Origin of the sequence: Vibrio mangrovi (assembly GCF_024346955.1) — a bacterium.
Classification (GTDB): Bacteria; Pseudomonadota; Gammaproteobacteria; order Enterobacterales; family Vibrionaceae; genus Vibrio; species Vibrio mangrovi.
On record NZ_AP024883.1, the window covers coordinates 2,931,436 to 2,953,896 of the forward strand.

At 44.9% G+C, this 22,461-nt stretch carries 20 protein-coding genes; 7 read left to right on the forward strand and 13 right to left on the reverse strand.

Going from position 1 to position 22,461, the window contains the following annotated elements:
• Positions 1–22: 22 nt before the first annotated feature.
• The 4 genes from glmM to rlmE all read right to left on the reverse strand — a co-directional run bounded on the left by glmM (position 23) and on the right by rlmE (position 5,123).
• On the reverse strand, positions 23–1,363 hold the full coding sequence (glmM, locus tag OCU74_RS12940) for a phosphoglucosamine mutase (RefSeq protein ID WP_087481344.1): 1,341 nt from the start codon (positions 1,361–1,363) through the stop codon (positions 23–25).
• A gap of 181 nt (positions 1,364–1,544) precedes the next feature.
• Positions 1,545–2,378 carry a dihydropteroate synthase gene (gene folP, locus OCU74_RS12945; protein ID WP_087481343.1) on the reverse strand — a complete coding sequence of 278 codons (834 nt, stop codon included), beginning with the start codon at positions 2,376–2,378 and terminating at the stop codon, positions 1,545–1,547.
• A gap of 58 nt (positions 2,379–2,436) precedes the next feature.
• On the reverse strand, positions 2,437–4,395 hold the full coding sequence (ftsH, locus tag OCU74_RS12950) for an ATP-dependent zinc metalloprotease FtsH (protein WP_087481342.1): 1,959 nt from the start codon (positions 4,393–4,395) through the stop codon (positions 2,437–2,439).
• A gap of 98 nt (positions 4,396–4,493) precedes the next feature.
• Positions 4,494–5,123 carry a 23S rRNA (uridine(2552)-2'-O)-methyltransferase RlmE gene (rlmE, locus tag OCU74_RS12955; RefSeq protein WP_087481436.1) on the reverse strand — a complete coding sequence of 210 codons (630 nt, stop codon included), beginning with the start codon at positions 5,121–5,123 and terminating at the stop codon, positions 4,494–4,496.
• 122 nt (positions 5,124–5,245) lie between these two features.
• Here rlmE and yhbY point away from each other — a divergent pair, with 122 nt between their 5' ends.
• Complete coding sequence (yhbY, locus tag OCU74_RS12960; protein ID WP_087481341.1) at positions 5,246–5,542, forward strand: ribosome assembly RNA-binding protein YhbY; 297 nt, start codon at positions 5,246–5,248, stop codon at positions 5,540–5,542.
• A 66-nt stretch (positions 5,543–5,608) separates the two neighbouring features.
• Here yhbY and greA read toward each other — a convergent pair whose 3' ends face one another.
• Entirely contained in the window at positions 5,609–6,082 is a 474-nt protein-coding gene (gene greA, locus OCU74_RS12965; protein WP_087481340.1) for a transcription elongation factor GreA, read from the reverse strand.
• Positions 6,083–6,653: 571 nt separating this feature from the next.
• Between greA and OCU74_RS12970 the strand changes: the two genes are divergently transcribed.
• Together OCU74_RS12970 and dacB are read left to right on the forward strand one after the other, a co-directional pair.
• Positions 6,654–7,661, forward strand: a complete 1,008-nt coding sequence (locus tag OCU74_RS12970) for a porin (protein WP_087481339.1) — start codon at positions 6,654–6,656, stop codon at positions 7,659–7,661.
• A gap of 99 nt (positions 7,662–7,760) precedes the next feature.
• Positions 7,761–9,209, forward strand: coding sequence for a serine-type D-Ala-D-Ala carboxypeptidase (dacB, locus tag OCU74_RS12975; protein ID WP_234993590.1), 1,449 nt, complete (start codon positions 7,761–7,763; stop codon positions 9,207–9,209).
• 24 nt (positions 9,210–9,233) lie between these two features.
• Here the strand turns inward: dacB and tyrS are convergent, their stop codons facing one another.
• Complete coding sequence (tyrS, locus tag OCU74_RS12980) at positions 9,234–10,421, reverse strand: tyrosine--tRNA ligase (protein WP_087481338.1); 1,188 nt, start codon at positions 10,419–10,421, stop codon at positions 9,234–9,236.
• A gap of 129 nt (positions 10,422–10,550) precedes the next feature.
• Here tyrS and OCU74_RS12985 point away from each other — a divergent pair, with 129 nt between their 5' ends.
• Positions 10,551–11,843 (forward strand): peptidoglycan DD-metalloendopeptidase family protein, encoded by a 1,293-nt coding sequence (locus tag OCU74_RS12985; RefSeq protein WP_087481337.1) that lies wholly within the window; start codon positions 10,551–10,553, stop codon positions 11,841–11,843.
• Positions 11,844–11,932: 89 nt separating this feature from the next.
• On the opposite strand, the gene erpA is transcribed toward OCU74_RS12985, so the two are convergent.
• Positions 11,933–12,274, reverse strand: coding sequence for an iron-sulfur cluster insertion protein ErpA (erpA, locus tag OCU74_RS12990; RefSeq protein ID WP_087481434.1), 342 nt, complete (start codon positions 12,272–12,274; stop codon positions 11,933–11,935).
• A gap of 375 nt (positions 12,275–12,649) precedes the next feature.
• Between erpA and hemL the strand changes: the two genes are divergently transcribed.
• The 3 genes from hemL to rsmC all read left to right on the forward strand — a co-directional run bounded on the left by hemL (position 12,650) and on the right by rsmC (position 16,312).
• Positions 12,650–13,939 carry a glutamate-1-semialdehyde 2,1-aminomutase gene (gene hemL / locus OCU74_RS12995; RefSeq protein WP_087481336.1) on the forward strand — a complete coding sequence of 430 codons (1,290 nt, stop codon included), beginning with the start codon at positions 12,650–12,652 and terminating at the stop codon, positions 13,937–13,939.
• A 186-nt stretch (positions 13,940–14,125) separates the two neighbouring features.
• The gene (locus OCU74_RS13000; RefSeq protein WP_087481335.1) at positions 14,126–15,199 is read left to right on the forward strand and encodes an AI-2E family transporter; all 1,074 of its coding nucleotides are present in this window, start codon (positions 14,126–14,128) and stop codon (positions 15,197–15,199) included.
• A gap of 72 nt (positions 15,200–15,271) precedes the next feature.
• A complete protein-coding gene (gene rsmC / locus OCU74_RS13005) occupies positions 15,272–16,312 on the forward strand; it encodes a 16S rRNA (guanine(1207)-N(2))-methyltransferase RsmC (RefSeq protein WP_087481334.1) in 1,041 nt (346 codons plus the stop codon).
• Position 16,313: 1 nt separating this feature from the next.
• Here the strand turns inward: rsmC and OCU74_RS13010 are convergent, their stop codons facing one another.
• From OCU74_RS13010 to OCU74_RS13035, 6 genes are all read right to left on the reverse strand, one after another.
• Positions 16,314–17,354: an ABC transporter ATP-binding protein gene (locus OCU74_RS13010; protein WP_087481333.1), complete on the reverse strand. Its 1,041-nt coding sequence runs from the start codon at positions 17,352–17,354 to the stop codon at positions 16,314–16,316.
• Positions 17,354–18,979 carry an ABC transporter permease gene (locus OCU74_RS13015; RefSeq protein WP_087481332.1) on the reverse strand — a complete coding sequence of 542 codons (1,626 nt, stop codon included), beginning with the start codon at positions 18,977–18,979 and terminating at the stop codon, positions 17,354–17,356. The genes OCU74_RS13010 and OCU74_RS13015 overlap by 1 nt, the downstream gene beginning before the upstream one ends.
• A gap of 58 nt (positions 18,980–19,037) precedes the next feature.
• Positions 19,038–20,051, reverse strand: a complete 1,014-nt coding sequence (locus OCU74_RS13020; protein WP_087481331.1) for a Fe(3+) ABC transporter substrate-binding protein — start codon at positions 20,049–20,051, stop codon at positions 19,038–19,040.
• 143 nt (positions 20,052–20,194) lie between these two features.
• The gene (locus OCU74_RS13025) at positions 20,195–21,424 is read right to left on the reverse strand and encodes an ammonium transporter (protein ID WP_087481330.1); all 1,230 of its coding nucleotides are present in this window, start codon (positions 21,422–21,424) and stop codon (positions 20,195–20,197) included.
• 27 nt (positions 21,425–21,451) lie between these two features.
• Positions 21,452–21,790 carry a P-II family nitrogen regulator gene (glnK, locus tag OCU74_RS13030; RefSeq protein WP_087481329.1) on the reverse strand — a complete coding sequence of 113 codons (339 nt, stop codon included), beginning with the start codon at positions 21,788–21,790 and terminating at the stop codon, positions 21,452–21,454.
• A gap of 199 nt (positions 21,791–21,989) precedes the next feature.
• Complete coding sequence (locus OCU74_RS13035) at positions 21,990–22,358, reverse strand: YacL family protein (RefSeq protein WP_087481328.1); 369 nt, start codon at positions 22,356–22,358, stop codon at positions 21,990–21,992.
• Positions 22,359–22,461: the final 103 nt, after the last annotated feature.

The window sequence follows — 22,461 nt, forward strand, 5'->3', positions numbered from 1 at the left end:
AGTTCCTTCCTTACTTAGCATTTCAGCAATTTGCCTTGACTATTTCAGCAATTTGCAATGCTGAATCACGCACTAAGGTCTCATCTTCCCCTTCGACCATCACTCGCAGTAATGGCTCAGTCCCTGATTTTCTCAGCAGAACCCGACCTTTTTCTCCCAGCTTTGCTTCAACCTCCCGGACACACGCTTTGACTGCTTCGGCATCCAATGGGTTAGAATTGCCACTAAACCGAACATTTTCTAGCACCTGAGGGTAAAGCTTCATTCCATTGGATAATTCATTCAACGACATCTCACTGTCGACAACCGCAGTCAAAACCTGTAATGCGGCAACAATTGCGTCTCCGGTGGTCATCTTATCCAGCAAAATCACATGCCCAGAGTTTTCCGCACCAATTTTCCAATCTTTTTCCAGAAGTTTTTCCATCACATAACGGTCTCCAACTGCGGCTCTCGCAAAAGGAATACCAAGCTGCTTTAAGGCGACTTCCATGCCAAGATTTGTCATCAGGGTGCCAACTACACCGCCTTTCAATTCCCCTTTGCGTAGCAGATAGCGGGCAATAATATACACAATCTGATCGCCATCGACTTTATGACCAAATTCATCCACCATGATGATCCGATCACCATCACCGTCAAAAGCGAGTCCCAGATCCGCTTTTTCTTCCAGAACTTTCTGCTGTAATGCCCGTGTATCAGTTGCACCGACCTGATCATTGATGTTTAAACCATTCGGTGCCACCCCCATTGCGACAACATTTGCTCCGAGTTCCCTAAAAACACTCGGGGCGATGTGATAAGTCGCACCATGAGCACAATCTACAACAATTTTAAGTCCTTCCAGACTCAGCCTTGACGGAAAGGTACTTTTACAAAATTCAATGTAACGCCCGGCAGCATCCGTCAGGCGGGAAGCTTTCCCCAGCTCTGCAGAAGGTACACAATCAATGGTTTTATCAAGCTCTTGCTCAATTTCGAGTTCTACTTCGTCAGGCAGTTTAGTTCCCTCTGAAGAAAAGAATTTGATGCCGTTATCATCATATGGATTATGAGATGCAGAAATCACGATACCGGCTTCAGCCCGAAAAGTTTGTGTCAGGTAAGCAACAGCAGGAGTCGGCATTGGCCCGGTCAATGTTGCTTCTAAACCAGCGGCAGCCAAGCCAGCTTCCAGAGCTGATTCCAGCATATAACCGGAAATTCGGGTATCCTTGCCGATAATCACTTTTTTGGTTCCCTGCTTAGACAATACACGCCCGGCAGCCCATCCAAGTTTCATCACAAAATCAGGTGTAATCGGAAACTGCCCGACTTTCCCCCGAACACCATCCGTCCCAAAATAACGTCTGTGGTTAGACATAAAAATTCCTATATTCTTATACCAATAGCGATAATTATCTGATCATTCTGACTGTTTAAAAAGCTTGATTGCTGCGTTAAAAATTTTATACGTAGAGTAATTACTTCCTAAAATTTTTGCTGTGCTTTCAAGCCTTTTTTCTGCGCAATCTCTGACCATTGAATGACTCTGATTGGTATTATTATTGATTCGCCTGAATCATATGGATAATTTTCATCGCTTCAACTGTTTCTTCAACATCGTGTACACGAAAGATCTGTGCACCCTGCATTGCTGCAACAGCGGCACAAACAACACTGGCTACTACACAATCAACAGGCTGTTTATCAAGAAACTTATGTAACATTGTTTTTCTGGACACACCAATAAGCAACGGTAATCCAAATTGGTGAAAAGTTTTTAGGTTAGCTAATAAACGATAATTATGCTCAAGTGACTTCCCAAAACCAAAACCAGGATCAAGAATAATATTTTCCCGTCGAATGCCTGCTTTTTCACACTCGGCAATTCTATCATGCAAAAACACATAGACTTCCTGCAGAACATCACGATATTCAGGATGACATTGCATCGTTCCGGGCTGCCCCTGCATATGCATTAAACAAACCGGAATATCAGCCTTTGCAACCACGTCTAATGCACCGGGCTCCTGAAGTGATCGTATATCATTAATCAAATCAGCACCGGCATCAATGGCCTGCTGCATCACTTCAGATTTACTGGTATCAACAGAGATCCACACTTCAGGATATTTTTGACGAATAGACCGGACAACAGGGATCACACGTTGTAATTCCTCACCCAAAGAGACTTCAGCAGCTCCGGGACGGGTTGACTCTCCTCCGACATCAATAATTGTGGCTCCGGCTTCAATCATCGCCTCTGCATGAGCCAGAGCTTTTTCCGGTGAGGTAAACTGTCCGCCATCAGAAAAAGAATCCGGGGTCGTATTCAGAATCCCCATAATTTGAGGATAGTCTAAGGTTAATGTTTTATTGGATGTCCGAATCTCCATAACGCTCCCATAACAGCAAAAAGCCCCGAACACGCGGGGCTTTTTCTGAGATAATTATTTACTCAGTTCGTCCACTGTGATCATCACTATCTGATTCATCCTTATGTTCCTCCTGTTGAGGTTTCTCCGGAGCATCAGTAGCCTGAGCAGTTGACTTCATTTTCTCCTGAGCGGCCAAATCCTGTTCTACCCATCCGGCAGGTTCCCGGATCTCAGATTTCCGTTCCATCAGGTCATCAATCTGACCGGCATCTATCGTTTCATACTTCATCAAAGCATCTTTCATCGAATGCATGATATCCATATTTTCCAACAGAATTTTCTTCGCACGCTCATAGTTTCGATCAATAATTTTCCGAATCTCATCATCAATCAGTTTTGCCGTATCGTCAGACATATGCTTCGTTTTAGTTACACTACGTCCAAGAAAAACTTCACCCTCTTCTTCGGTATACAGCAATGGCCCTAACTTGTCTGAGAATCCCCACTGCGTCACCATTTTACGGGCTATATCTGTCGCTCGTTCAATGTCGTTTGACGCACCAGTAGAAACCTTGTCTGAACCATAGATCAACTCTTCAGCAAGACGACCACCATATAAGCTGGAAATCATCGACTCCAGATGCTGGCGGGACATACTGATTCGATCCTGTTCGGGCAAATACATAGTGACACCCAATGCCCGACCACGTGGAATTATCGATACTTTATATACTGGATCGTGCTCAGGCACTAAACGCCCGACAATCGCGTGTCCTGCTTCATGATATGCCGTTGATGCTTTAATTTCCTCAGACATCACCATTGAGCGTCGCTCCGCTCCCATCATGATTTTGTCTTTCGCAAGTTCAAACTCAACCATGGAAACATTACGTTTATTTCCGCGTGCAGCAAACAATGCAGCTTCATTGACCAGGTTTGCTAAATCTGCACCAGAGAAACCAGGAGTACCACGGGCAATCAGCGAGGCATTCACATCTGTGGCTGTCGGCACTTTACGCATATGTACTTTCAGGATCTGCTCACGGCCACGGATATCCGGTAGTCCGACAACAACCTGGCGGTCAAAACGTCCGGGACGTAATAACGCAGGGTCCAAAACGTCCGGACGGTTAGTTGCGGCAATGACAATAATACCTTCATGTCCTTCAAAACCATCCATCTCGACCAGCATTTGGTTAAGCGTCTGCTCACGTTCATCATGTCCGCCGCCGACACCGGCACCACGCTGGCGACCAACCGCGTCAATTTCATCAATGAATATGATACAGGGAGAAGCTTTCTTGGCCTGCTCAAACATATCCCTGACCCGGGAAGCACCGACCCCAACGAACATTTCAACAAAGTCAGAACCAGAAATAGTAAAGAATGGTACTTTCGCTTCTCCGGCAATCGCTTTGGCCAGCAAAGTTTTACCTGTACCCGGAGGACCAACCATCAATACACCAGTCGGTATTTTTCCGCCAAGCTTCTGAAAACGGCTCGGATCACGCAGATAATCGACAAGCTCTTTCACATCTTCCTTGGCTTCGTCACACCCGGCAACGTCACCAAATGTGGTTTTAATCTGTTCTTCCGTCATCATACGGGCTTTGCTCTTACCAAACGACATGGCACCTTTGCCGCCGCCGCCCTGCATTTGCCGCATGAAGAAGATCCATACACCAATCAACAGAATCATCGGGAACCAGGAAATAAAGATGGTTCCCAGCAAACTTTGCTCTTCAGGTGGAGTTCCCTGGACTTTGACATTTTGGTTGATCAAATCATCCAGTAGCTTCTGATCATAGACGGGCATATAAGTCACATAACGTGCGCTACTTCCCCGGCGGGTAAAGGTAATCTCACTATCTTTAAACTGAGCTTCCTGAATCTGGCCCTGACCCACTTCTTTGACGAAAGTGGTATAGTCAATCGCCCTGCCACTATTATCTCCAGGGCCAAAGCTCTGGAATACTGACATTAAGACAACGGCGATAACCAGCCATAATATTAAATTTTTTGCCATGTCACTCAAGGTGTAAGCCTCGCGATAACTAGTTGTAATTAAAGGTAGGGTACTACAGATTATAGTATGTAGCTACCGTGGCGGCAGCGACTGAGCCCCGTAAATGGTTACCCTTTGTAACCAGTTGCTACAATATAGACTTCCCGAGAGCGGGCTCTCGATGAGTCTGGTTTCCTGATTTTTACGACTTTAAACAGTGCCCGGACATCTTTCACATATTGATCAAAGCCTTCTCCCTGGAAAACTTTTACGATAAAGCTACCATTCTCAGCCAGGACTTGTCGACACATGTCCAGCGCTAATTCTACCAGATACATTGCTCTTGGCTGATCAACCGATAAGTTTCCCGCCATGTTCGGTGCCATATCTGACATCACTACATCAACAAGGTTCGGAGAAATTCTGTCCAGTAATGCATTGAGTACTGCCTCCTCACGGAAATCCCCCTGAAGAAAAGCGACACCAGCAATCGAATCCATCGGCAGAATATCGCAGGCAATCACCTGACCAGTATCCCCAACGACATTCGCAGCATACTGAGACCATCCTCCAGGAGCGGCTCCCAAATCAACAACTGTCATTCCCGGCCTGAGTAGTTTATCTTTCCCTTGTATTTCTTCTAACTTGAAGATAGCACGAGAACGATAACCTTTCTTCTTTGCATCATTTACATATTTATCATCAAAATGCTCTTTCAGCCACCGGCCCGAGCTCGCAGAATGCTTCTTTTTACTCATTGCTGTTCCAATACAAATAACTTCACCTGATAAACAAGAGGCAGAAGATGTGGTCATCTTCCATAGATGGCGTTAAAATAGCTGTTTTCAACCCTAATATAGTAAATTAAATTGGCTGCATCATGAACCTAAGCACAAAACAAAAACAGCATTTAAAGGGCTTGGCCCATCATTTGAAACCTGTGGTCCTCATGGGAGCAAATGGCCTGACAGAAGCTGTGCTTGCAGAGATCGAAATCGCGCTTGATCACCACGAATTGATAAAAGTCAAAGTTGTGTCAGAAGATCGGGAAACCAAGCAGCTGATTATTGACGCCATTGTTCGCGAAACCGGTGCTGAAAAAATCCAGACCATCGGTAAGGTCCTTGTTTTATACCGACCTTCAGAGCAAAGAAAAGTCGAACTGCCCAGAAAATAAAGAAAGCCGCATTAGCGGCTTTTTATTTTTACATCTAAAAAATGACAAAGTGCTCATTTTATATTTTTATTTATATTCCACTTGATCAATATCGAAGGTTTTTTCTCCACCCGGAGTGACGATGGTTACTTCGTCTCCTTCCATTTTTCCGACCAGTCCACGGGCAATTGGAGAACTCACCGAAATACGACCGGATTTGATGTCAGCTTCATCATCACCAACAATCTGATAGCGTTTCTCTTCATCGGTTTCGACATCAACCAGAGTTACCGTTGAACCGAAAATAATTTTACCGGCATTATCTATCTTCGTAACATCAATTACCTGAGCAATCGATAGTTTATATTCTATATCACGAATCTGAGCTTCACAGATGCCCTGCTCTTCCCGGGCTGCATGATATTCTGCGTTTTCCTTCAGATCTCCCAATTCACGAGCTTCTGCAATTGCTTGTGAAATCTTTGGTCTTAATTTCAGGAGTCTGTCGAGCTCTTCCCGCAGCAACTGTTCGCCACGGACTGTCATTGGAACTTTTTCCATTCTATACCTCGAAACCAAAGTTATCTTTGGACAAAACAAAACTACCCAATCCCAGGGATTAGGTAGTTCTTCATTCAATTGATGCACTCAGTGTAAACAAAGTTGGTAGTGAAATCACCTAAATTCAGGGCCTCTGCCAGAAATCTTTCAGCACTTCCTGCGATATCTCCGGATTAGCCCACACAAAAACACGATCCGTGCCACACTTCGATATTCTAAATATGAAGCAAAAGTCGTAAAAAAAAATAAATATAGATCAAATTTTTCAAGCTACGGAACTTTACAGAACCATATAAAAACCACGATATATCAAGCAATTGATATTTATTTATATCTAATAAAACATCGTTCATCACTTCGATTTATATCATTTTACTAACTTCACGGGTCCCTTTGCATGTACAACTAGGCTACGAAACAGGCGAAAAGTTCAATGTTTTATTGATATCACATTGTTCGCTTTCGTATGACAGATGATGGACGATAGTCGCTCCGATACCTCGCTTAGTAAAAAGGTCAGATCGATTATGTTCCTCAACGTTTATGGACAGTAATTTTTAGGATTAACAAGATGAAAAAAACTCTGATCGCTCTTGCAGTGGCAGGTGCTGCAGTGGCAACTGGCGTGAACGCTGGTGAACTATATAACCAAGACGGCACATCTCTAACAATGAAAGGACGTGTTGAAGGTATTCTTGCTCTGAGAGATGGCGAAGCATCTGATGAATCTCGTACTCGTCTAGGGTTTTTAGGTAAACAAGAAATTAATGACAACCTATACGGTGTTGGTTATTTCGAAGGACAGTTTACTTCAAATGACAATGGAGATAACGATACCGAAGATTCTACTAGTACATTTACTGATCGTTATACTTATGCCGGATTAGGTGGTACATACGGTGAAGTAACCTATGGTAAACAAGATGGCGTATTTACTCCGCTTTCTGACTTCACTGATATCCTGTCTTATCATGGTGATTCAGCTGTAAATAAACTAGATGCATTAGATCGTATCGACAACCAATTGAAATATGCAGGTTCATTTGATGCCCTAAGTGTGTATGCAGAATACCGTTTTGCAGACCGTGTTGAAAATGCCGGTACATACAACAACAATGATCAAGATGCATATGGCTTGTCTGCAATTTACTCTCTCAGTGATATAGGTCTTGACTTCGGTTTGGGCTATGGTGAACAAAATGATGACGGTCAGTGGGTTGCTACTGTAGCTTACACTCTGAATGATCTATATCTGTCTGCTTTGTACAGCCATATTGATTATGATGCTGCTGGTCGTGACAACTATGATGGCTATGAATTCGTTGCATCATACACTGTCGATAAAACTAAGCTGATTGCATCTTATAACTATGGTGAAACCAGCGATACAGCTGTAGATAACCTTGCCTTAGAAGTAGCTTACTACTTCCAGCCAAACTTCCGCAGCTATGTATCATATAACTTCAACATGCTTGACCAAGGTGATACATACGAGTCTCTGTCAACTGGTTCAACTACAACTGTTAGTGATGCAGATGAGCAAGACGAACTGGTTGTTGGTCTACGCTACGACTTCTAATCTAATACAGATTAAATGTCTCTTAAGACGCCTGCTGCTAGCAGGCGTTTTTTTATCCGGTTATACTAAAGACACGTCTTTATTATTTCTGGTCATCCTGTGCTCCGAACTTTTTTATTCACTATCACAATTTTACTGACCGTTAACCTGTGTGCTGCTCAGGCGACGCCTTATACCAATCTGTTACCGCCAAGTAGCCGGACAGCACTTATCGTTGAGCAACTGGATTCTTCCCTGAGAGAAATCGATACCGGCAGCCAGTCATTCTATCCACCAGCCAGTACCATGAAACTGATTACTGCACTGGCAGCCAAGTTAGAACTGGGAGACCAATTCCGCTTTAAAACAGTACTAGGCAGAACAGGAAATGATGTCATTGTTCATTTCAGTGGTGATCCACAGCTCACTACTGATGATTTGAAACAGTTATTCGTCACACTGAAACAACAGGGAATTGCAAAAATTGACGGAGACTTATGGCTGGATAACAGTCTGTTTACCGGATATGAAAGAGCTGTCGGCTGGCCCTGGGATATTCTGGGCGTGTGCTACAGTGCGCCATCCAGTGTGATTGTTCTGGACGATAATTGTGTCCCCGGTTCGATTTATACTCAGACCGATGGCAGAACCCGGGTTTATATTCCGGAACAATATCCAATCCATGTTTCCACCCAGGCTAAAACAGTTTCATTGCAAGAGCAAAAACAGCAGCTTTGCGATCTGGAACTGCACAGTAATGTCGAAAACAATTACCGGTTATCGGGATGTCTGGTACAACGGGGCTCACCATTACCACTGAAATTTGCCTTGCAGAATACCAGCCTTTATGCGACCCGGATCGTGTATAAGATTCTCAATCAACTGGGAATAGATCTACGGGGAAATGTCATTGTTGGTCGGCCTCCCGTAGCGCTACAACACGCTCTGGTAAGCCATGAATCCAAACCTTTAGTTGAGCTGCTTGATACTATGCTTAAAGATTCAGATAACCTGATTGCCAACAATGTGACCAAAACACTGGGCCATCAGTTTTTTGTTCAGGCCGGCAGTTTTGCCAATGGTACTGAAGCAATCAAACAAATCTTATATGCCAAAGCAGGTATTGACCTCAAAACCGCTCAACTCGTCGATGGCTCCGGATTGTCACGGAATAACCGGGTTACCGCGAATCAGCTCGCTGCCGTTTTACGCTATATCTGGAAGAATGAACCGTCACTTCACCTGATTGAATTATTACCAGTTGCCGGTCAAAGCGGTACACTAAAATACAGAAAAAGTATGCGTTCTTCTTTTGTTAAAGGTCATTTGAGTGCTAAAAGTGGCTCTATATATGGCAGTTACAATATGGCAGGATACGGGCTGGATGAGAAAGGCAAACCTCAGGTTCTGTTCGTTCAGTTCGTGACCGACTACTTCCCCGATGAGGAAAAAGAAACCGCCCAGATTCGCTCGCAGCTGGAACAGTTTGAAGAGAAATTCTATCGGGATATTATCCAGATGAGTCAGGAAGAAAGTCCCCATCTGTCCAACGCGAAGCCTGAATCATAATTTCAGGCTTCACTTGCTGATAGCTTACTGGATGGTTACCCGGGCAAACTTCCGTTTACCAACCTGAAGAACATAGGTGCCGTTCTCAGGAATCCATTTCGTATCCTCAATTTTCTCACCTTCCGCTTTGGCTGCCCCCTGACGAATCATACGCATTGCATCAGATGTTGAACCAACCAAACCTGCATCCTTGAGAATATTCCCGATTGCCAGACCCGGAGTAAACGTGAATTCCGGCATCTCGTCCGGGATTGCGCCTTTCTGGAAACGCGCAATGAATTCCTGTTCGGCATCATCGGCGGCAGCTTCATTGTGGAAACGGGTAATAATTTCCTTCGCCAGCAGAATCTTAATATCCCGGGGGTTTTTACCGGCAATAACATCTGACTTAAACTGCTGTATTTCAGAAATCGGCCGGAATGACAGCAGATCGTAATATGTCCACATCAAATCATCTGAAATCGACATGATCTTACCAAACATTTCTCCGGGAGCTTCGTTGATCCCAATATAATTATGAGCCGACTTAGACATTTTCTTCTCACCGTCCAGCCCGACAAGTAGTGGCATCATCAGAACGACCTGTTGCTTCTGTCCGTGTGCTTTCTGCAACTCACGTCCCATCAGCAGATTAAACTTCTGATCCGTTCCGCCCAGCTCAACATCAGTTTCCATTGCGACGGAATCATATCCCTGTAGCAACGGATACATAAATTCATGAATCGCAATCGGCTGACCATTGTTGTAGCGCTTTTTAAAATCATCCCGCTCCAGCATTCGGGCAACTGTCTGATTCGCAGCCAGACGAATAAGACCCTCAGCACCTAATTCAGAAAGCCATTCCGAGTTAAACTGAATTTTTGTTTTTGCCGGGTCAAGAATTTTAAAGACCTGCTCTTTATATGTTTCAGCATTACGAATCACATCTTCCCGGGTCAGCGGCGGACGAGTGGTGTTTTTTCCGGTTGGATCACCAACCATACCGGTAAAATCACCAATCAGGAAAGTCACTTCATGACCAAGCTCCTGAAAGGCACGCAACTTATTCAGAATTACTGTATGGCCTAAATGGATATCCGGAGCCGTGGGATCTGCACCCAATTTAATTCTTAACGGACGGCCTTCTTTCAGTTTTGCGATCAATTCCTCTTCAGGAATCAACTCTTCAACACCGCGCTTAATTTCAGCTAATGCGGTTTCAATGCTTGCCATTCTTGTTCACTCCCACAGATTTGGCAGAAATTTGTTAGTTAGACATATTACTTGAATAGCGATGCTTTTTGAAACCAGTTAGACTATTGATCTAAGGATTTTATGAACAATCGGTAAAACGCAGTCTATATGTTGTCTATTTTTGCTCGCCTTCCACGATTACACCGTACACTGATCGGATGTTTTTCTGCTTTAATTGTGATTGCGGTTTTTTTTCTGCCCAACCCAAAAGATCTACAGGGGAAAGAAAAATTACTCGAGGTTGGCCGTCACTACCCACTCTCTATTAATGCAGAAGCTCTTTCCCCCGGAGTCGCAATTCCTCCGACAGCAATTCTGAGATGGGAACAATATCAGGTCAAATCGGGAGAAAGCGCGGCAATACTATTTCAGCGTATCGGCTTGTCGTCGCGTCTGTTATACGAACTGACCGCCAGTGATCCGGAAATAAAACAGCAACTGACCCGCCTCCGCCCCGGAGATGAACTCAATTTCGGCTTTGATGAAAATGATCAGTTAGTCCAGTTACGCCGAAGTATCTCGACTTACGAAACGTTCGTTATTACAAAGTCAGATCGTGGCTTTGTGGCCAAACTGGATAAAAAAGAAGTTCACTATCAATACAATTATGCCGAAGCAGAAATTACATCCAACTTCTGGAATGCAGCGCTCAATGCCGGATTAACTCCGAATCAGATTATGGAACTAGCTGGAATCTTCGGCTGGGATATAGACTTTGCTCTGGATATTCGCCAGGGAGATAAATTCAATCTGCTGTATCTGGAAGAGATTGTGGAAGGAGAAATTGTCGGTAAAGGCAATATTATCGCCGCAACATTTACCAATCAGGGCACGACATTTAAAGCCATTATCAATGACGATAACGGCAATTATTATGATGAAAATGGTCGGGCAATGAAAAAAGCGTTTTTACGCTCTCCACTCGATTTTCGTCGCGTATCATCAAACTTCAACCCGCGCAGACTTCATCCGGTCACAGGCAGAGTCAAGCCTCACAGAGGGACAGATTATGTTGCGCCGGTCGGCACACCGATCTGGGCTGCCGGTGATGGCGTGGTGGTCAAATCAAGCTATAACCGCTTCAACGGCAACTATGTGTTTATCAAACACAGCAATACTTATATGACCAAATATCTTCACCTGAAACGCAGGTTTGTCAAAACCGGCCAACGGGTGAAACAGGGACAAAAAATCGGTGCACTGGGTGGAACCGGACGGGTTACCGGACCGCATCTGCACTACGAATTTTTAGTTCATGGGGTACATAAAAACCCCAGAACAGTGAAGCTTCCGCAGTCTAAATCACTTCAGGGGCAAGCCAGACAAACCTTTATTGCCAATGCACAAATCAGACTTCAGAAGCTGGAACGCTTTAGTCATCTGATGTATGCAAAACGGTAAAACCGACTTCTGAACTCCGGTATGAATGATATGGCGCCTGACGATGGATATAACAGGATTCAGGCGCTTATTCAGGGCGAGAGACTATATCAGACACTAAACGATGCACCACAACCACAGGTTGTCGTTGCATTCGGGTTATTCACGAAAAAGCGGGCACCTTCCAATCCTTCGGTATAATCAACCTCACCGCCAATCAGATATTGCAGACTCATCGGGTCAACAACCAGAGTGACGCCACTATTCTCAATGGTCATATCTCCGTCATTCACATTTTCATCAAAAGTAAACCCATACTGAAAACCGCTACAGCCACCACCGGTAATATATACCCGTAGTTTCAAGTTCTGATTTTCTTCTTCGGCAATCAACGCTTTGACTCGCTTGGCTGCCGCATCAGAAAATGTCAGCGGTACATTTAAATCACTCACAACGACCTCTCTCATGCTTTTGATATCTCTTGCCAACATGGTTTCATGAGATATTCTGTATTGTCTGTCCTGATTATCTAATACCTGACTGACTCGTTCAAGTATTCACCTCATTCATCCAGCTATCTTTCTCTTTACGGGGAAACCAACCGTTCCGGCTGTCAACTTAACATTACATCGGTGTACGTCAGAAAAAACTTTTTAATCAAAACCTTAGTATAACACGGCAGATTTGCCGCACTTTCAGTTTCAACAAAAAGCAGTGTCAGAGGCTTGGAATTTCAGGAAAAAAACCGAAAAAAATATTTTTCTTCGAATGATGAATAGTACAATGCTTGCCAAGTTGGTCCAACCACTCAAAAGAGGATAATTCCCATGACCAAATCATCTGATCTATATCAGAAGGCACAAACCACAATTCCCGGTGGTGTAAATTCGCCAGTACGCGCCTTCAATGGCGTTGGCGGCACGCCGATTTTTATCGACAGAGCAGACGGTCCACTAGTATTTGATGTTGATGGTAAGGCTTACATTGATTACGTCGGTTCATGGGGACCAATGATTTTAGGTCATAATCATGCAGTCATTCGCGAAGCCGTGATTGACGCAGTCCAGAAAGGCTTGAGTTTCGGTGCTCCGACCGAACAGGAAATTGCGATTGCCGAACTGGTTTCTGAATTAGTCCCATCGATGGAACAACTCCGGATGGTAAATTCAGGTACAGAGGCAACAATGAGTGCCATTCGTCTGGCACGCGGATATACCGGCCGGGACAAAATCATTAAATTTGAAGGGTGCTACCACGGCCATGCCGACAGTCTGCTGGTAAAAGCCGGTTCAGGCGCACTCACTTTGGGTCAGCCCAGTTCTCCCGGCGTACCAGCCGATTTCGCCAAATACACTCTGACCGCTCGTTTTAATGATCTGGACTCAGTTAAAGCTCTGTTTGCTGCTAATAAAAACGAAATTGCCTGTATTATTGTCGAACCCGTTGCCGGAAACATGAACTGTATTCCGCCGGTTGAAGGATTCCTTGAAGGCCTGCGCACAATTTGTGATGCTGAAGGTGCATTATTGATTTTGGACGAAGTGATGACTGGTTTTCGGGTCGCTTTGGGTGGCGCTCAGGCACACTATAACATCAAGCCCGATTTAACGACGCTGGGTAAGGTTATCGGTGGCGGAATGCCTGTCGGTGCCTTTGGCGGACGTAAAGAAATTATGCAGTACATCGCACCAACCGGACCAGTTTATCAGGCTGGAACACTGTCCGGGAATCCGGTCGCCATGGCCGCCGGTTATGCCTGTCTTAGTCTGCTAAAAGAAGAAGGTAACGAAAAGCGCCTGCACGCAAAAACCAAACAACTTGCCGATGGGTTCAGATTTCTGGCTGAAAAGCATGGGGTTCCTCTCCTTGTTCATCAGGTCGGTGGGATGTTCGGCTTCTTCTTTACTGATCAGGAACAGGTGACCTGTTATGAAGATGTCACTCGCTGTGATGTTGAGAAATTCAAACGTTTCTTCCATTTGATGCTGGAACATGGCGTCTATCTGGCACCATCGGCATACGAAGCTAGTTTTGCCTCACTGGCTCACTCATCACAGGAAATTGAAGCCACATTAGAAGCTGTTGATCGCAGTTTTGCGATAATGACAGCCGAATAATTCATGATAAGACGCTCTGTAACAGAGCGTCTTTTTATTTTTCTGTCACACCCGGGAAAAACACTACGTTCGCCATTGATTTCTGCTGTAACCCAATTTCTACTGTAACGGTGATTGATAACTGCCTGAATAGTCGTCATGATACAGGCATATATCTGAAAAATGCGTCATCAAAGGTAAAACAACGTGAACACCTCGTCCAGCCACCGAGTGATTGTCATTGCATTATTAATTGCAGCTATTGCATGTTATTTGCTGATTGAGCCATATATAAACTCAATTGTGCTTGCTTTCATTATTTCCCTGCTGATTTATCCACTCCACCAGCACCTGGAGCATAAGCTGGCCCGCCATAAAAACTTTGCTTCATTTCTATCTTGTGTGATCCTGACATTCATTATTGTGATCCCATTATTGTTCGTTTTCGGAGCTATCGTTCAACAAGGCGCCCGCTTTTCTCAGAATCTCTATCAATGGGGAACCCACGGCGGTGTCCAGGAGATCTTTAACCATCCCTGGGCAGTGAAAGCCATGGCCTTTGCTAACACTTACCTGCCATTCAGTGAAATCAACCCGACAGAAATTGCCCAGAAAGTGGCACAAATGTCGAGTCAGTTCGGTTCACAACTCGTTGGAATGAGTGCCAGACTCGTTGGCGATGCCACCGCCTTTATTATGAACTTCTTCCTGATGCTCTTTGTGCTGTTTTTCCTGCTTCGGGATCACAATAAAATGATCAGAACTTTACGTCATGTTCTCCCACTCTCCCGTAGTCAGGAAGATAAGCTTCTGGAAGAGATAGAAAAAGTTTCCAAGTCAGCTGTTATGGGATCATTTCTGACCGCATTGGCACAGGGATTTGCCGGTGGAATAGGTATGTGGATCGCCGGATTTCCCGGATTATTCTGGGGAACAATGATGGGCTTTGCATCGTTTATTCCGGTGGTCGGCACCGCACTGATATGGATTCCGGCCAGTGCGTATCTGATCCTGACCAATGATACATCCTGGGGAATTTTTCTGGTGGTCTGGAGCATCGCAGTCGTCGGCTCAATTGACAACTTACTCCGGCCATTCCTGATGCAAGGCAGTGCTGGTATGAATACACTGATGATTTTTTTCTCACTACTTGGCGGGATTCACCTGTTCGGGCTGATGGGACTAATATACGGCCCTCTGATTTTTGCGATTACCATCGTTCTGTTCAATATTTATGAAGAAGAATTCCAGTCATTTCTTAACAGGCAGGATAAGAGTTAAATGACTTCAAGAGGTGCAAAGATTATGAGAAAATCGCGCCTCTTTTAGTCATACCAAATGTAGGGTGCAATGATGTCGAGCGAATACTTCTCAGCCCAGAATTCAGCGCCAAGTCAGATAGCTGAACGCCAACTGGCTTATTTTCAGGGCAAACACCTGCTGGTTGCCGGTGAAATAGAAGACCAGTTTCCCCTGCACCTTCAGCAGGAATGCCAGTCAGTCTCCGTATTTACGACACATTATGGTTACTATCGCCAGATCGCGGATAAACAAGAAATCACGGCTTATTTCGGTGCAACGCTAGATGATAACTGCCATGCTGATATGGTGTTGCTCTACTGGCCTAAAGCCAAACAGGAAGCAGAATATCTGCTGGCAATGCTGATGACGAAACTTGGTCCGGGAACCGAAATTGTTGTGGTCGGAGAAAATCGCTCCGGTGTCAAAAGTATCGAAAAGTTATTCCAGCCATACGGTATTATCCGAAAATACGATTCAGCACGTCGTTGCTCTTTCTACTGGGGTGAATGTCATCAGGCTCCGGATACTTTCAATATACAGGACTGGTTCAAAACTTATTCGGTTCATTACCGTCAACAAGAGATCATCGTTAAAAGTCTGCCCGGCGTTTTCAGTCATGGTGAATTCGATCTTGGCAGTCAGTTACTGTTAGATAACCTGCCTGAAATGCACGGAGAAGTGCTGGATTTCGGATGTGGTGCCGGTGTGATTGGCAGTGTAATCGCAGCACAACATCCATCAGTTACTATATCAATGTGCGATGTTAGTGCACTGGCTATCGAATCCAGTAAAGCAACCCTGGCAGCCAACGGACTTAAAGGTCTCGTTTTTCCGTCAGATATCTATTCTGATATCACAGGCACTTACGATCATATTATCAGCAATCCCCCGTTCCACTCAGGGCTGGACACCAGCTACCATGCAACGGAAACCTTACTGGCTCAGGCGCCACAATATCTGACCCCACGAGGAACACTTTCTATCGTTGCCAATGGTTTTCTGAAATATCCCCCGCTAATAGAACGGGCATTCGGCCATTGTCAGACTGTAGCAAAAACCAATAAATTTGCTATTTATCAGGCCTCCCGCTGATTCAGTTTTCCTGAGAAAAAGCAATAATCCCTTCAGGTTCCAGATGAACGGTCACCGGGTGACCGTTTTTCACCGCCTGCCGGGAAGTCGCAAGCAATCGGATACCATTGATCTCAACCAGATAACGGCAATGATCTCCCATGAACTGCTGTTCAAGAACATGAACTGCACCATGTTCAGCAGGCTCAATCCGGACATGTTGAGGCCGCAACAATAAATCACATCGGGTTCCGATACCAATCGGATGTTCAGTTATTGCGGCAACATTTCCCAGAATGGTTTCATATTCACGTTCAGAAATGCGTTTAGCTGGGAGATAACTACCTCCTCCCAGGAAATCTGCCACGAATTTACTTGAGGGACGGAAATAAAGTTCAGAAGCACTGCCATATTGTTCAATGATGCCATGGTTCATCACTGCCATCCGATCAGCGAATGCAAATGCCTCTTCCCGCGAATGCGTCACAAAAATTGCGGTAATTCCCTGCTTTTTAAAAATTTTTCTAATCTCGGCAATTAAGTCGTGGCGAACCTGAGTATCAATATTAGAAAATGGTTCATCCAGCAGTAGCAGATCCGGTTGATAAGCAAGAGAACGGGCAATCGCAACACGCTGTTGCTGACCACCGGATAACTGGTGGGGATAACGCGCTTCCAGCCCTTCAAGATGAACAAGCTTCAGCATCTCCTTCACCGTATGTTTCTTCTCTGCCGACGAATACCCCTTTAACCCAAAAGCAATGTTCTGACTGACATCCAGATGAGGGAATAGCGCATAATCCTGAAAAATCATCCCGATGTTACGTTTTTCCGGAGAAACCCACTGAACACCATCGTCAACAACCCGCCCGTTTAAAGCGATCATCCCATGAGTCAGCGGAAGCAGGCCGGCAATCGCTTTTAGCAAAGTGGTCTTGCCGCATCCACTGGCTCCCAGCAGACAAACAATTTCTCCCGGCTCTACGTCAAAAGATAAATCATCCAATACTGTGGATGTATCGTAGCAACAGGTCAATTGCTGGATGGACAATGCATGGCTCATCAGTGGGTATACTCCAGAGAACGGTTAATCAGAATTAAGGGAATCAACCCTACCAGGATCAGAATCAGAGCCGGGAGAGCAGCCAGCTCCAGTTGCTCCGTCGAGGCATAGTTATAAACATAGGTTGCCAGTGTTTCAAAATTAAATGGCCTGAGCAGTAATGCCGCATTCAACTCTTTCATCGATTCAATGAAAACAAGCAATCCGGCAATCAGGCATCCTCGCCGGATTAGTGGCAGATGAACCCAACGCAACATCTGGTTTGGCGTGTATCCCATCGTTCTTGAAGCCATATCCAGCGAAGGCGTGATTTTATTCAGACTGTTTTCCACACTCCCGATGGCAACCGCGGTAAAACGCACCAGAAGAGCCATGATCAGAGCAAAAACTGTCCCGGAAAATATTAATCCCGGTCGTGACCATGACATCCACTTAGCAATATCATTCACCAGATGGTCCATCATCAGAACAGGAACCATCACACCAATTGCCAGTACGGTTCCGGGAACAGCATAGCCCAGAGAAGCAGCTCTCATCGAGGCAACACCGATCCGGGCACCACTTAAACGGACATAGAAGTTCACCATAACAGCCAGTACAACCGCAATACATGCAGCAATCACAGAGACTTGCAGACTATTGAGAACATAACGATGAAATGATGCTGTCCAGCTTTGTGAAAAATAGATCCATGCATAATCACATAGCTGTATCACTGGTAGAATAAAGGCGATCAAAACTAATCCCCAGCACCAGAACAATGCCAGCCATTTACGCCACCCATGGAGCACATAGCGAATATCTTCATGACTTGAAAACTGTGCCTGAAACAGTTTTTGTTTACGCCGGCTATAACGCTCGGCACTCAGCAACAGAAAAATAATGATCAGCATCATCGCTGAAATTTTGGCGGCGGCATTGATATTCGAATAACCCAGCCAGGTATCATAAATAGCCGTTGTTAGCGTATTCACGGCAAAATAACTCACCGTACCAAAGTCGCCAACCGCTTCCATCGCCACCAGAGAAACACCGACGGCAATAGCCGGACGGGCAATCGGCAGAGAAATACGCAGAAAACTTTCCCAGCCGGAACATTTAAGCAGTCTTGCAGACTGAAGCAGAGATACACTTTGTTCCATGAAGGCTGCCCGGCACATCAGATAGACATACGGATAGAGCACCAATCCCAGAATCAGGCTGGCACCACCGAGACTACGGATATCCGGAAACCAGTAAGTATTGCCTTCCCATCCGGTCATGTGTCGGAGAAAAACCTGAATCGGACCGGCATAATCAAACCAGTCCGTAAAGATATAGCCAACAATGTAGCCCGGCATCGCCAAAGGGAGTACCAATGCCCATTGCAGCACTTTTTCTGAAGGTAACCGACACATCGCCATCAGCCATGCACAGGGAAGACCGAACAACAAAGCACACACCATAACGCCGACAGCGATAATGATGGTATTCCACACATAAGTGGACATCACAGTAGACATCAGGTGCAGAAAAACATCACCGGAAGCTCCGGCAGCCGTATAAAAAATAGCAACCACAGGTGCAACCAGAACAAGAGCAATCAGCAGACTGCCGGCTTTCCAGAAGAGATGTTTCTCTCTCATGAACAAACGAACTCCTGACGAACATCCAACTGAGATTTTCTTTTCAACTCAGTCAACGTCACAAATCAAACTTCACTTCATCAAGTAACTTCACCGCTTTTTCATGATTTGCCGCGATCTCAGCTAAAGGCAACGGATCGGCCTTAAAAGCACCCCAGGATGAAACCAACGCAGAACTCGGAACTCCGGGCTTCACCGGATATTCAAAGTTCACTTCTGCATACATTTGTTGTGCTTTATCGCCGGTTAAGAACTCCATAAGTCTGACGGCGTTATCCCGGTTTGGTGCATATTTGGCCAATGCCATACCACTCACATTAACGTGTGTCCCAAAGGATTTCTGTCCGGGAAAATTAATATAAACCGATTCAGCCCAGGCTTTTTGTTCCGGATCATTCAGCATTTTTCCTAAGTAGTAGCTATTCCCCAGAGAATAATCGCATAGACCTTCCCGGATCGCTTTTACCTGAGTCCGGTCATTACCTTGCGGACGACGCGCCAGATTAGACTTTAAACCGATAAGCCATGTTTTGGTTTTCGCTTCTCCGTAATGTGCAATCATTGAAGCGACCAAGGCAATATTATAAGGATGCTTACCACTACGGGTGCAAATCTTTCCTTTGTATTCAGGTTTTGCCAAATCCATATAGTCAAAATCATCAGCGAGTCGGCCAACCCGATCCCTGGACGAATAGACACTTCGGGTTCGCTGAGTCAGAGCAAACCACTCCTGTTGTGTATCTCTGAACTGAGCCGGAATATTTGCATCAATCACTTCACTATGCAGAGGCTGAACCAGACCTTTATCCGCCAGCTCGAATAGCCGGCTGAATTCAGAAGTCAACACAACATCCGCCGGACTGTATTCACCTTCCGCCGCTAGTTTTTCCGCAATACCTTTCTCAGCAAATTTGACATTGACCTGAATGCCGGTCTCCCGGGTAAACTCAGAAAACATCGGGTCAATCAAAAATGGCTGACGATAGGAATAAACATTCACTTCTTCAACCGCACCAGCCTGTGTTGCTATCGCTCCCAAAGCCATCACACAAATTGCGAAAAATTTACGCATTATTTCATCCTTCAAAGTGCTAATGATAATATTTATCAATTCATGTAATTATATAATGAGAATGATTCATTACAATTCACCCCACAAAAAAAACCTGCCGAAAGGCAGGTTTTATCAAAAGGAAGTGATGTGTCTGTTGAAACTTATTTTGCTGTGACGAATTCAGGATAAGCACCGACACCACAATCGTGCATGTCCATACCTTCCATCTCTTCTTCTTCTGTCACACGGATACCCATCGTTGCTTTGAGGATAGCCCAGACAATCAGGCTGGCAACAAATACCCAACCAAAGATAACCACAGCGCCCAACAATTGAGAACCAAATGATGCATCAGCGTTGCTGATTGGCACAGCCAGCAGACCAAACAGGCCACACACACCGTGAACAGAGATAGCACCGACTGGATCATCAATTTTCACTTTATCCAGAGCAACAATTGCAAAGACAACGATAACACCAGCGACAGCACCGATTGCAACGGAGTACATTGGTGAAGGAGAAAGCGGATCTGCAGTAATCGCAACCAGACCAGCCAGAGCACCATTCAGTACCATAGTTAAATCAGCTTTACCCCAGGTCGTTTTACAGACCAGCAACGCAGCCAGAGCACCTGCTGAAGCAGCAGCGTTAGTATTGAGGAAGATTTGACCAACGGCTGTTGCATTCGCCGCATCAGAAACCATCAACTGAGAACCACCGTTGAAACCAAACCAGCCGAACCACAGGATGAATGTTCCCAATGTTGCCAGCGGCATGTTTGAACCCGGAATAGGGTGAACTTCACCGTTTTTACCGTATTTACCTTTACGGGCACCCAGCAGCAAAACACCAGCCAGAGCAGCAGCGGCACCAGCCATATGTACGATACCTGAACCGGCAAAGTCGCTGAAACCAGCAGCAGAAAGGAAACCACCGCCCCATGTCCAGTAACCTTCAACAGGGTAGATAAAGCCTGTCAGAACAACAGAGAAAATCAAGAATGCCCACAGTTTCATCCGTTCGGCAACTGCACCTGAAACCACAGACATTGCTGTAGCAACGAACACAACCTGGAAGAAGAAATCCGATTCTAAAGAGTGGTCTGCATCACCGGCCTGAGAGCCGATCAACGCACCAAATGAAGGTAACCAACCGCCATCAGTGTTATCAACATACATGATGTTATAACCGACAATGAGGTACAACGTACAGGCAATGGCATACAATACAAAGTTTTTCGTCAGAATTTCAGTGGTATTCTTTGAACGAACCAGCCCGGACTCTAACATTGCAAATCCAGCAGCCATCCACATCACAAGTGCGCCCGAAATGAGGAAGTAAAAAGTATCCAGCGCGTAACGTAACTCCGTTACTGTTACTGATAATTCCATAATTGTCTCTCCAGTCCTTAGAATCTCTTAAAGTGCTTCAGAATCTGTTTCACCCGTGCGGATACGCACCGCATGGCTCAGATCATAAACAAAAATCTTACCGTCACCGATTTTGCCTGTATGTGCAGCTTTAATAATGGCTTCAACAACACGGTCAACATTATCTCCCTGTGTTGCGATTTCAAGTTTAACTTTCGGCAGAAAATCAACCTGATATTCGGCACCACGATAAAGTTCGGTATGGCCTTTCTGACGACCAAATCCCTTGACTTCTGATACGGTCATTCCTTCGATACCTACATCAGATAAAGCCTCACGGACATCGTCTAATTTAAAAGGTTTTATGATTGCGTTAATTAATTTCATGGCGTCCTCTCTCGAGCTGTACTCCGGTTACTGTTCTTAAATCCAAGGTACGTGCCAACTTTTTAACATGTTGATTTTAATCAATAAACCTAACAATAAGAGACAAAATAGAAAAAGCTTGCACAGATAAGGTGCAAGCTTTTCACAAAAATAATGCGTGTTTTCAAAACCTCACCACGGTTGTGCAAGGCAGAGATAACTAGTTCCGGGTAAACTGTTGCCACTGGATCAGCACAGATTCAAAATCATCCAGACCACAGGTTGCTATACTTTCACTTTCATACAACTCAAATTCTTCTTCAAAATCATTGTGATTCAAATGCATGAGGGTATTTTCAAAAACAGTAACTTCTCCATCCAGAATCTTCAGAGAAATTTCCCGCCCATGCCATACCTGCTCAGCCAGCTGATTCTGATATGCCGATTGCAGCAATTGTAAAATTTGCTCAATCATTGTGCGATCTGAACCCATTTCATCTTCAAGAAAGCGGGAAATCACGGCATGTTCCATATTAAATGAAGCGTAATATTCACCTAACAAGATATTTTTTCTGAATTCAAATTCCATAATGCCATTGATAGCCGTTTAAACCGGAGCTCAGTATAACCGACGGCATACCGAAATCGTGGGATTGATAATAAAAAAATCCCCCCGTTTCCGGAGGGATTTC

Bases quoted from the DNA above. Each gene is read 5' to 3' on its own strand.
- yhbY (WP_087481341.1), top strand. From the start codon at position 5,246: ATGAACCTAAGCACAAAACAAAAACAGCATTTAAAGGGCTTGGCCCAT.
- folP (WP_087481343.1), bottom strand. From the start codon at position 2,378: ATGGAGATTCGGACATCCAATAAAACATTAACCTTAGACTATCCTCAA.
- OCU74_RS12970 (WP_087481339.1), top strand. From the start codon at position 6,654: ATGAAAAAAACTCTGATCGCTCTTGCAGTGGCAGGTGCTGCAGTGGCA.
- glnK (WP_087481329.1), bottom strand. From the start codon at position 21,790: ATGAAATTAATTAACGCAATCATAAAACCTTTTAAATTAGACGATGTC.
- OCU74_RS13035 (WP_087481328.1), bottom strand. From the start codon at position 22,358: ATGGAATTTGAATTCAGAAAAAATATCTTGTTAGGTGAATATTACGCT.
- hemL (WP_087481336.1), top strand. From the start codon at position 12,650: ATGACCAAATCATCTGATCTATATCAGAAGGCACAAACCACAATTCCC.
- OCU74_RS13015 (WP_087481332.1), bottom strand. From the start codon at position 18,979: ATGAGAGAGAAACATCTCTTCTGGAAAGCCGGCAGTCTGCTGATTGCT.
- OCU74_RS12985 (WP_087481337.1), top strand. From the start codon at position 10,551: ATGTTGTCTATTTTTGCTCGCCTTCCACGATTACACCGTACACTGATC.
- OCU74_RS13025 (WP_087481330.1), bottom strand. From the start codon at position 21,424: ATGGAATTATCAGTAACAGTAACGGAGTTACGTTACGCGCTGGATACT.
- rsmC (WP_087481334.1), top strand. From the start codon at position 15,272: ATGTCGAGCGAATACTTCTCAGCCCAGAATTCAGCGCCAAGTCAGATA.
- rlmE (WP_087481436.1), bottom strand. From the start codon at position 5,123: ATGAGTAAAAAGAAGCATTCTGCGAGCTCGGGCCGGTGGCTGAAAGAG.
- OCU74_RS13010 (WP_087481333.1), bottom strand. From the start codon at position 17,354: ATGAGCCATGCATTGTCCATCCAGCAATTGACCTGTTGCTACGATACA.
- greA (WP_087481340.1), bottom strand. From the start codon at position 6,082: ATGGAAAAAGTTCCAATGACAGTCCGTGGCGAACAGTTGCTGCGGGAA.
- OCU74_RS13020 (WP_087481331.1), bottom strand. From the start codon at position 20,051: ATGCGTAAATTTTTCGCAATTTGTGTGATGGCTTTGGGAGCGATAGCA.
- glmM (WP_087481344.1), bottom strand. From the start codon at position 1,363: ATGTCTAACCACAGACGTTATTTTGGGACGGATGGTGTTCGGGGGAAA.
- tyrS (WP_087481338.1), bottom strand. From the start codon at position 10,421: ATGGCAAGCATTGAAACCGCATTAGCTGAAATTAAGCGCGGTGTTGAA.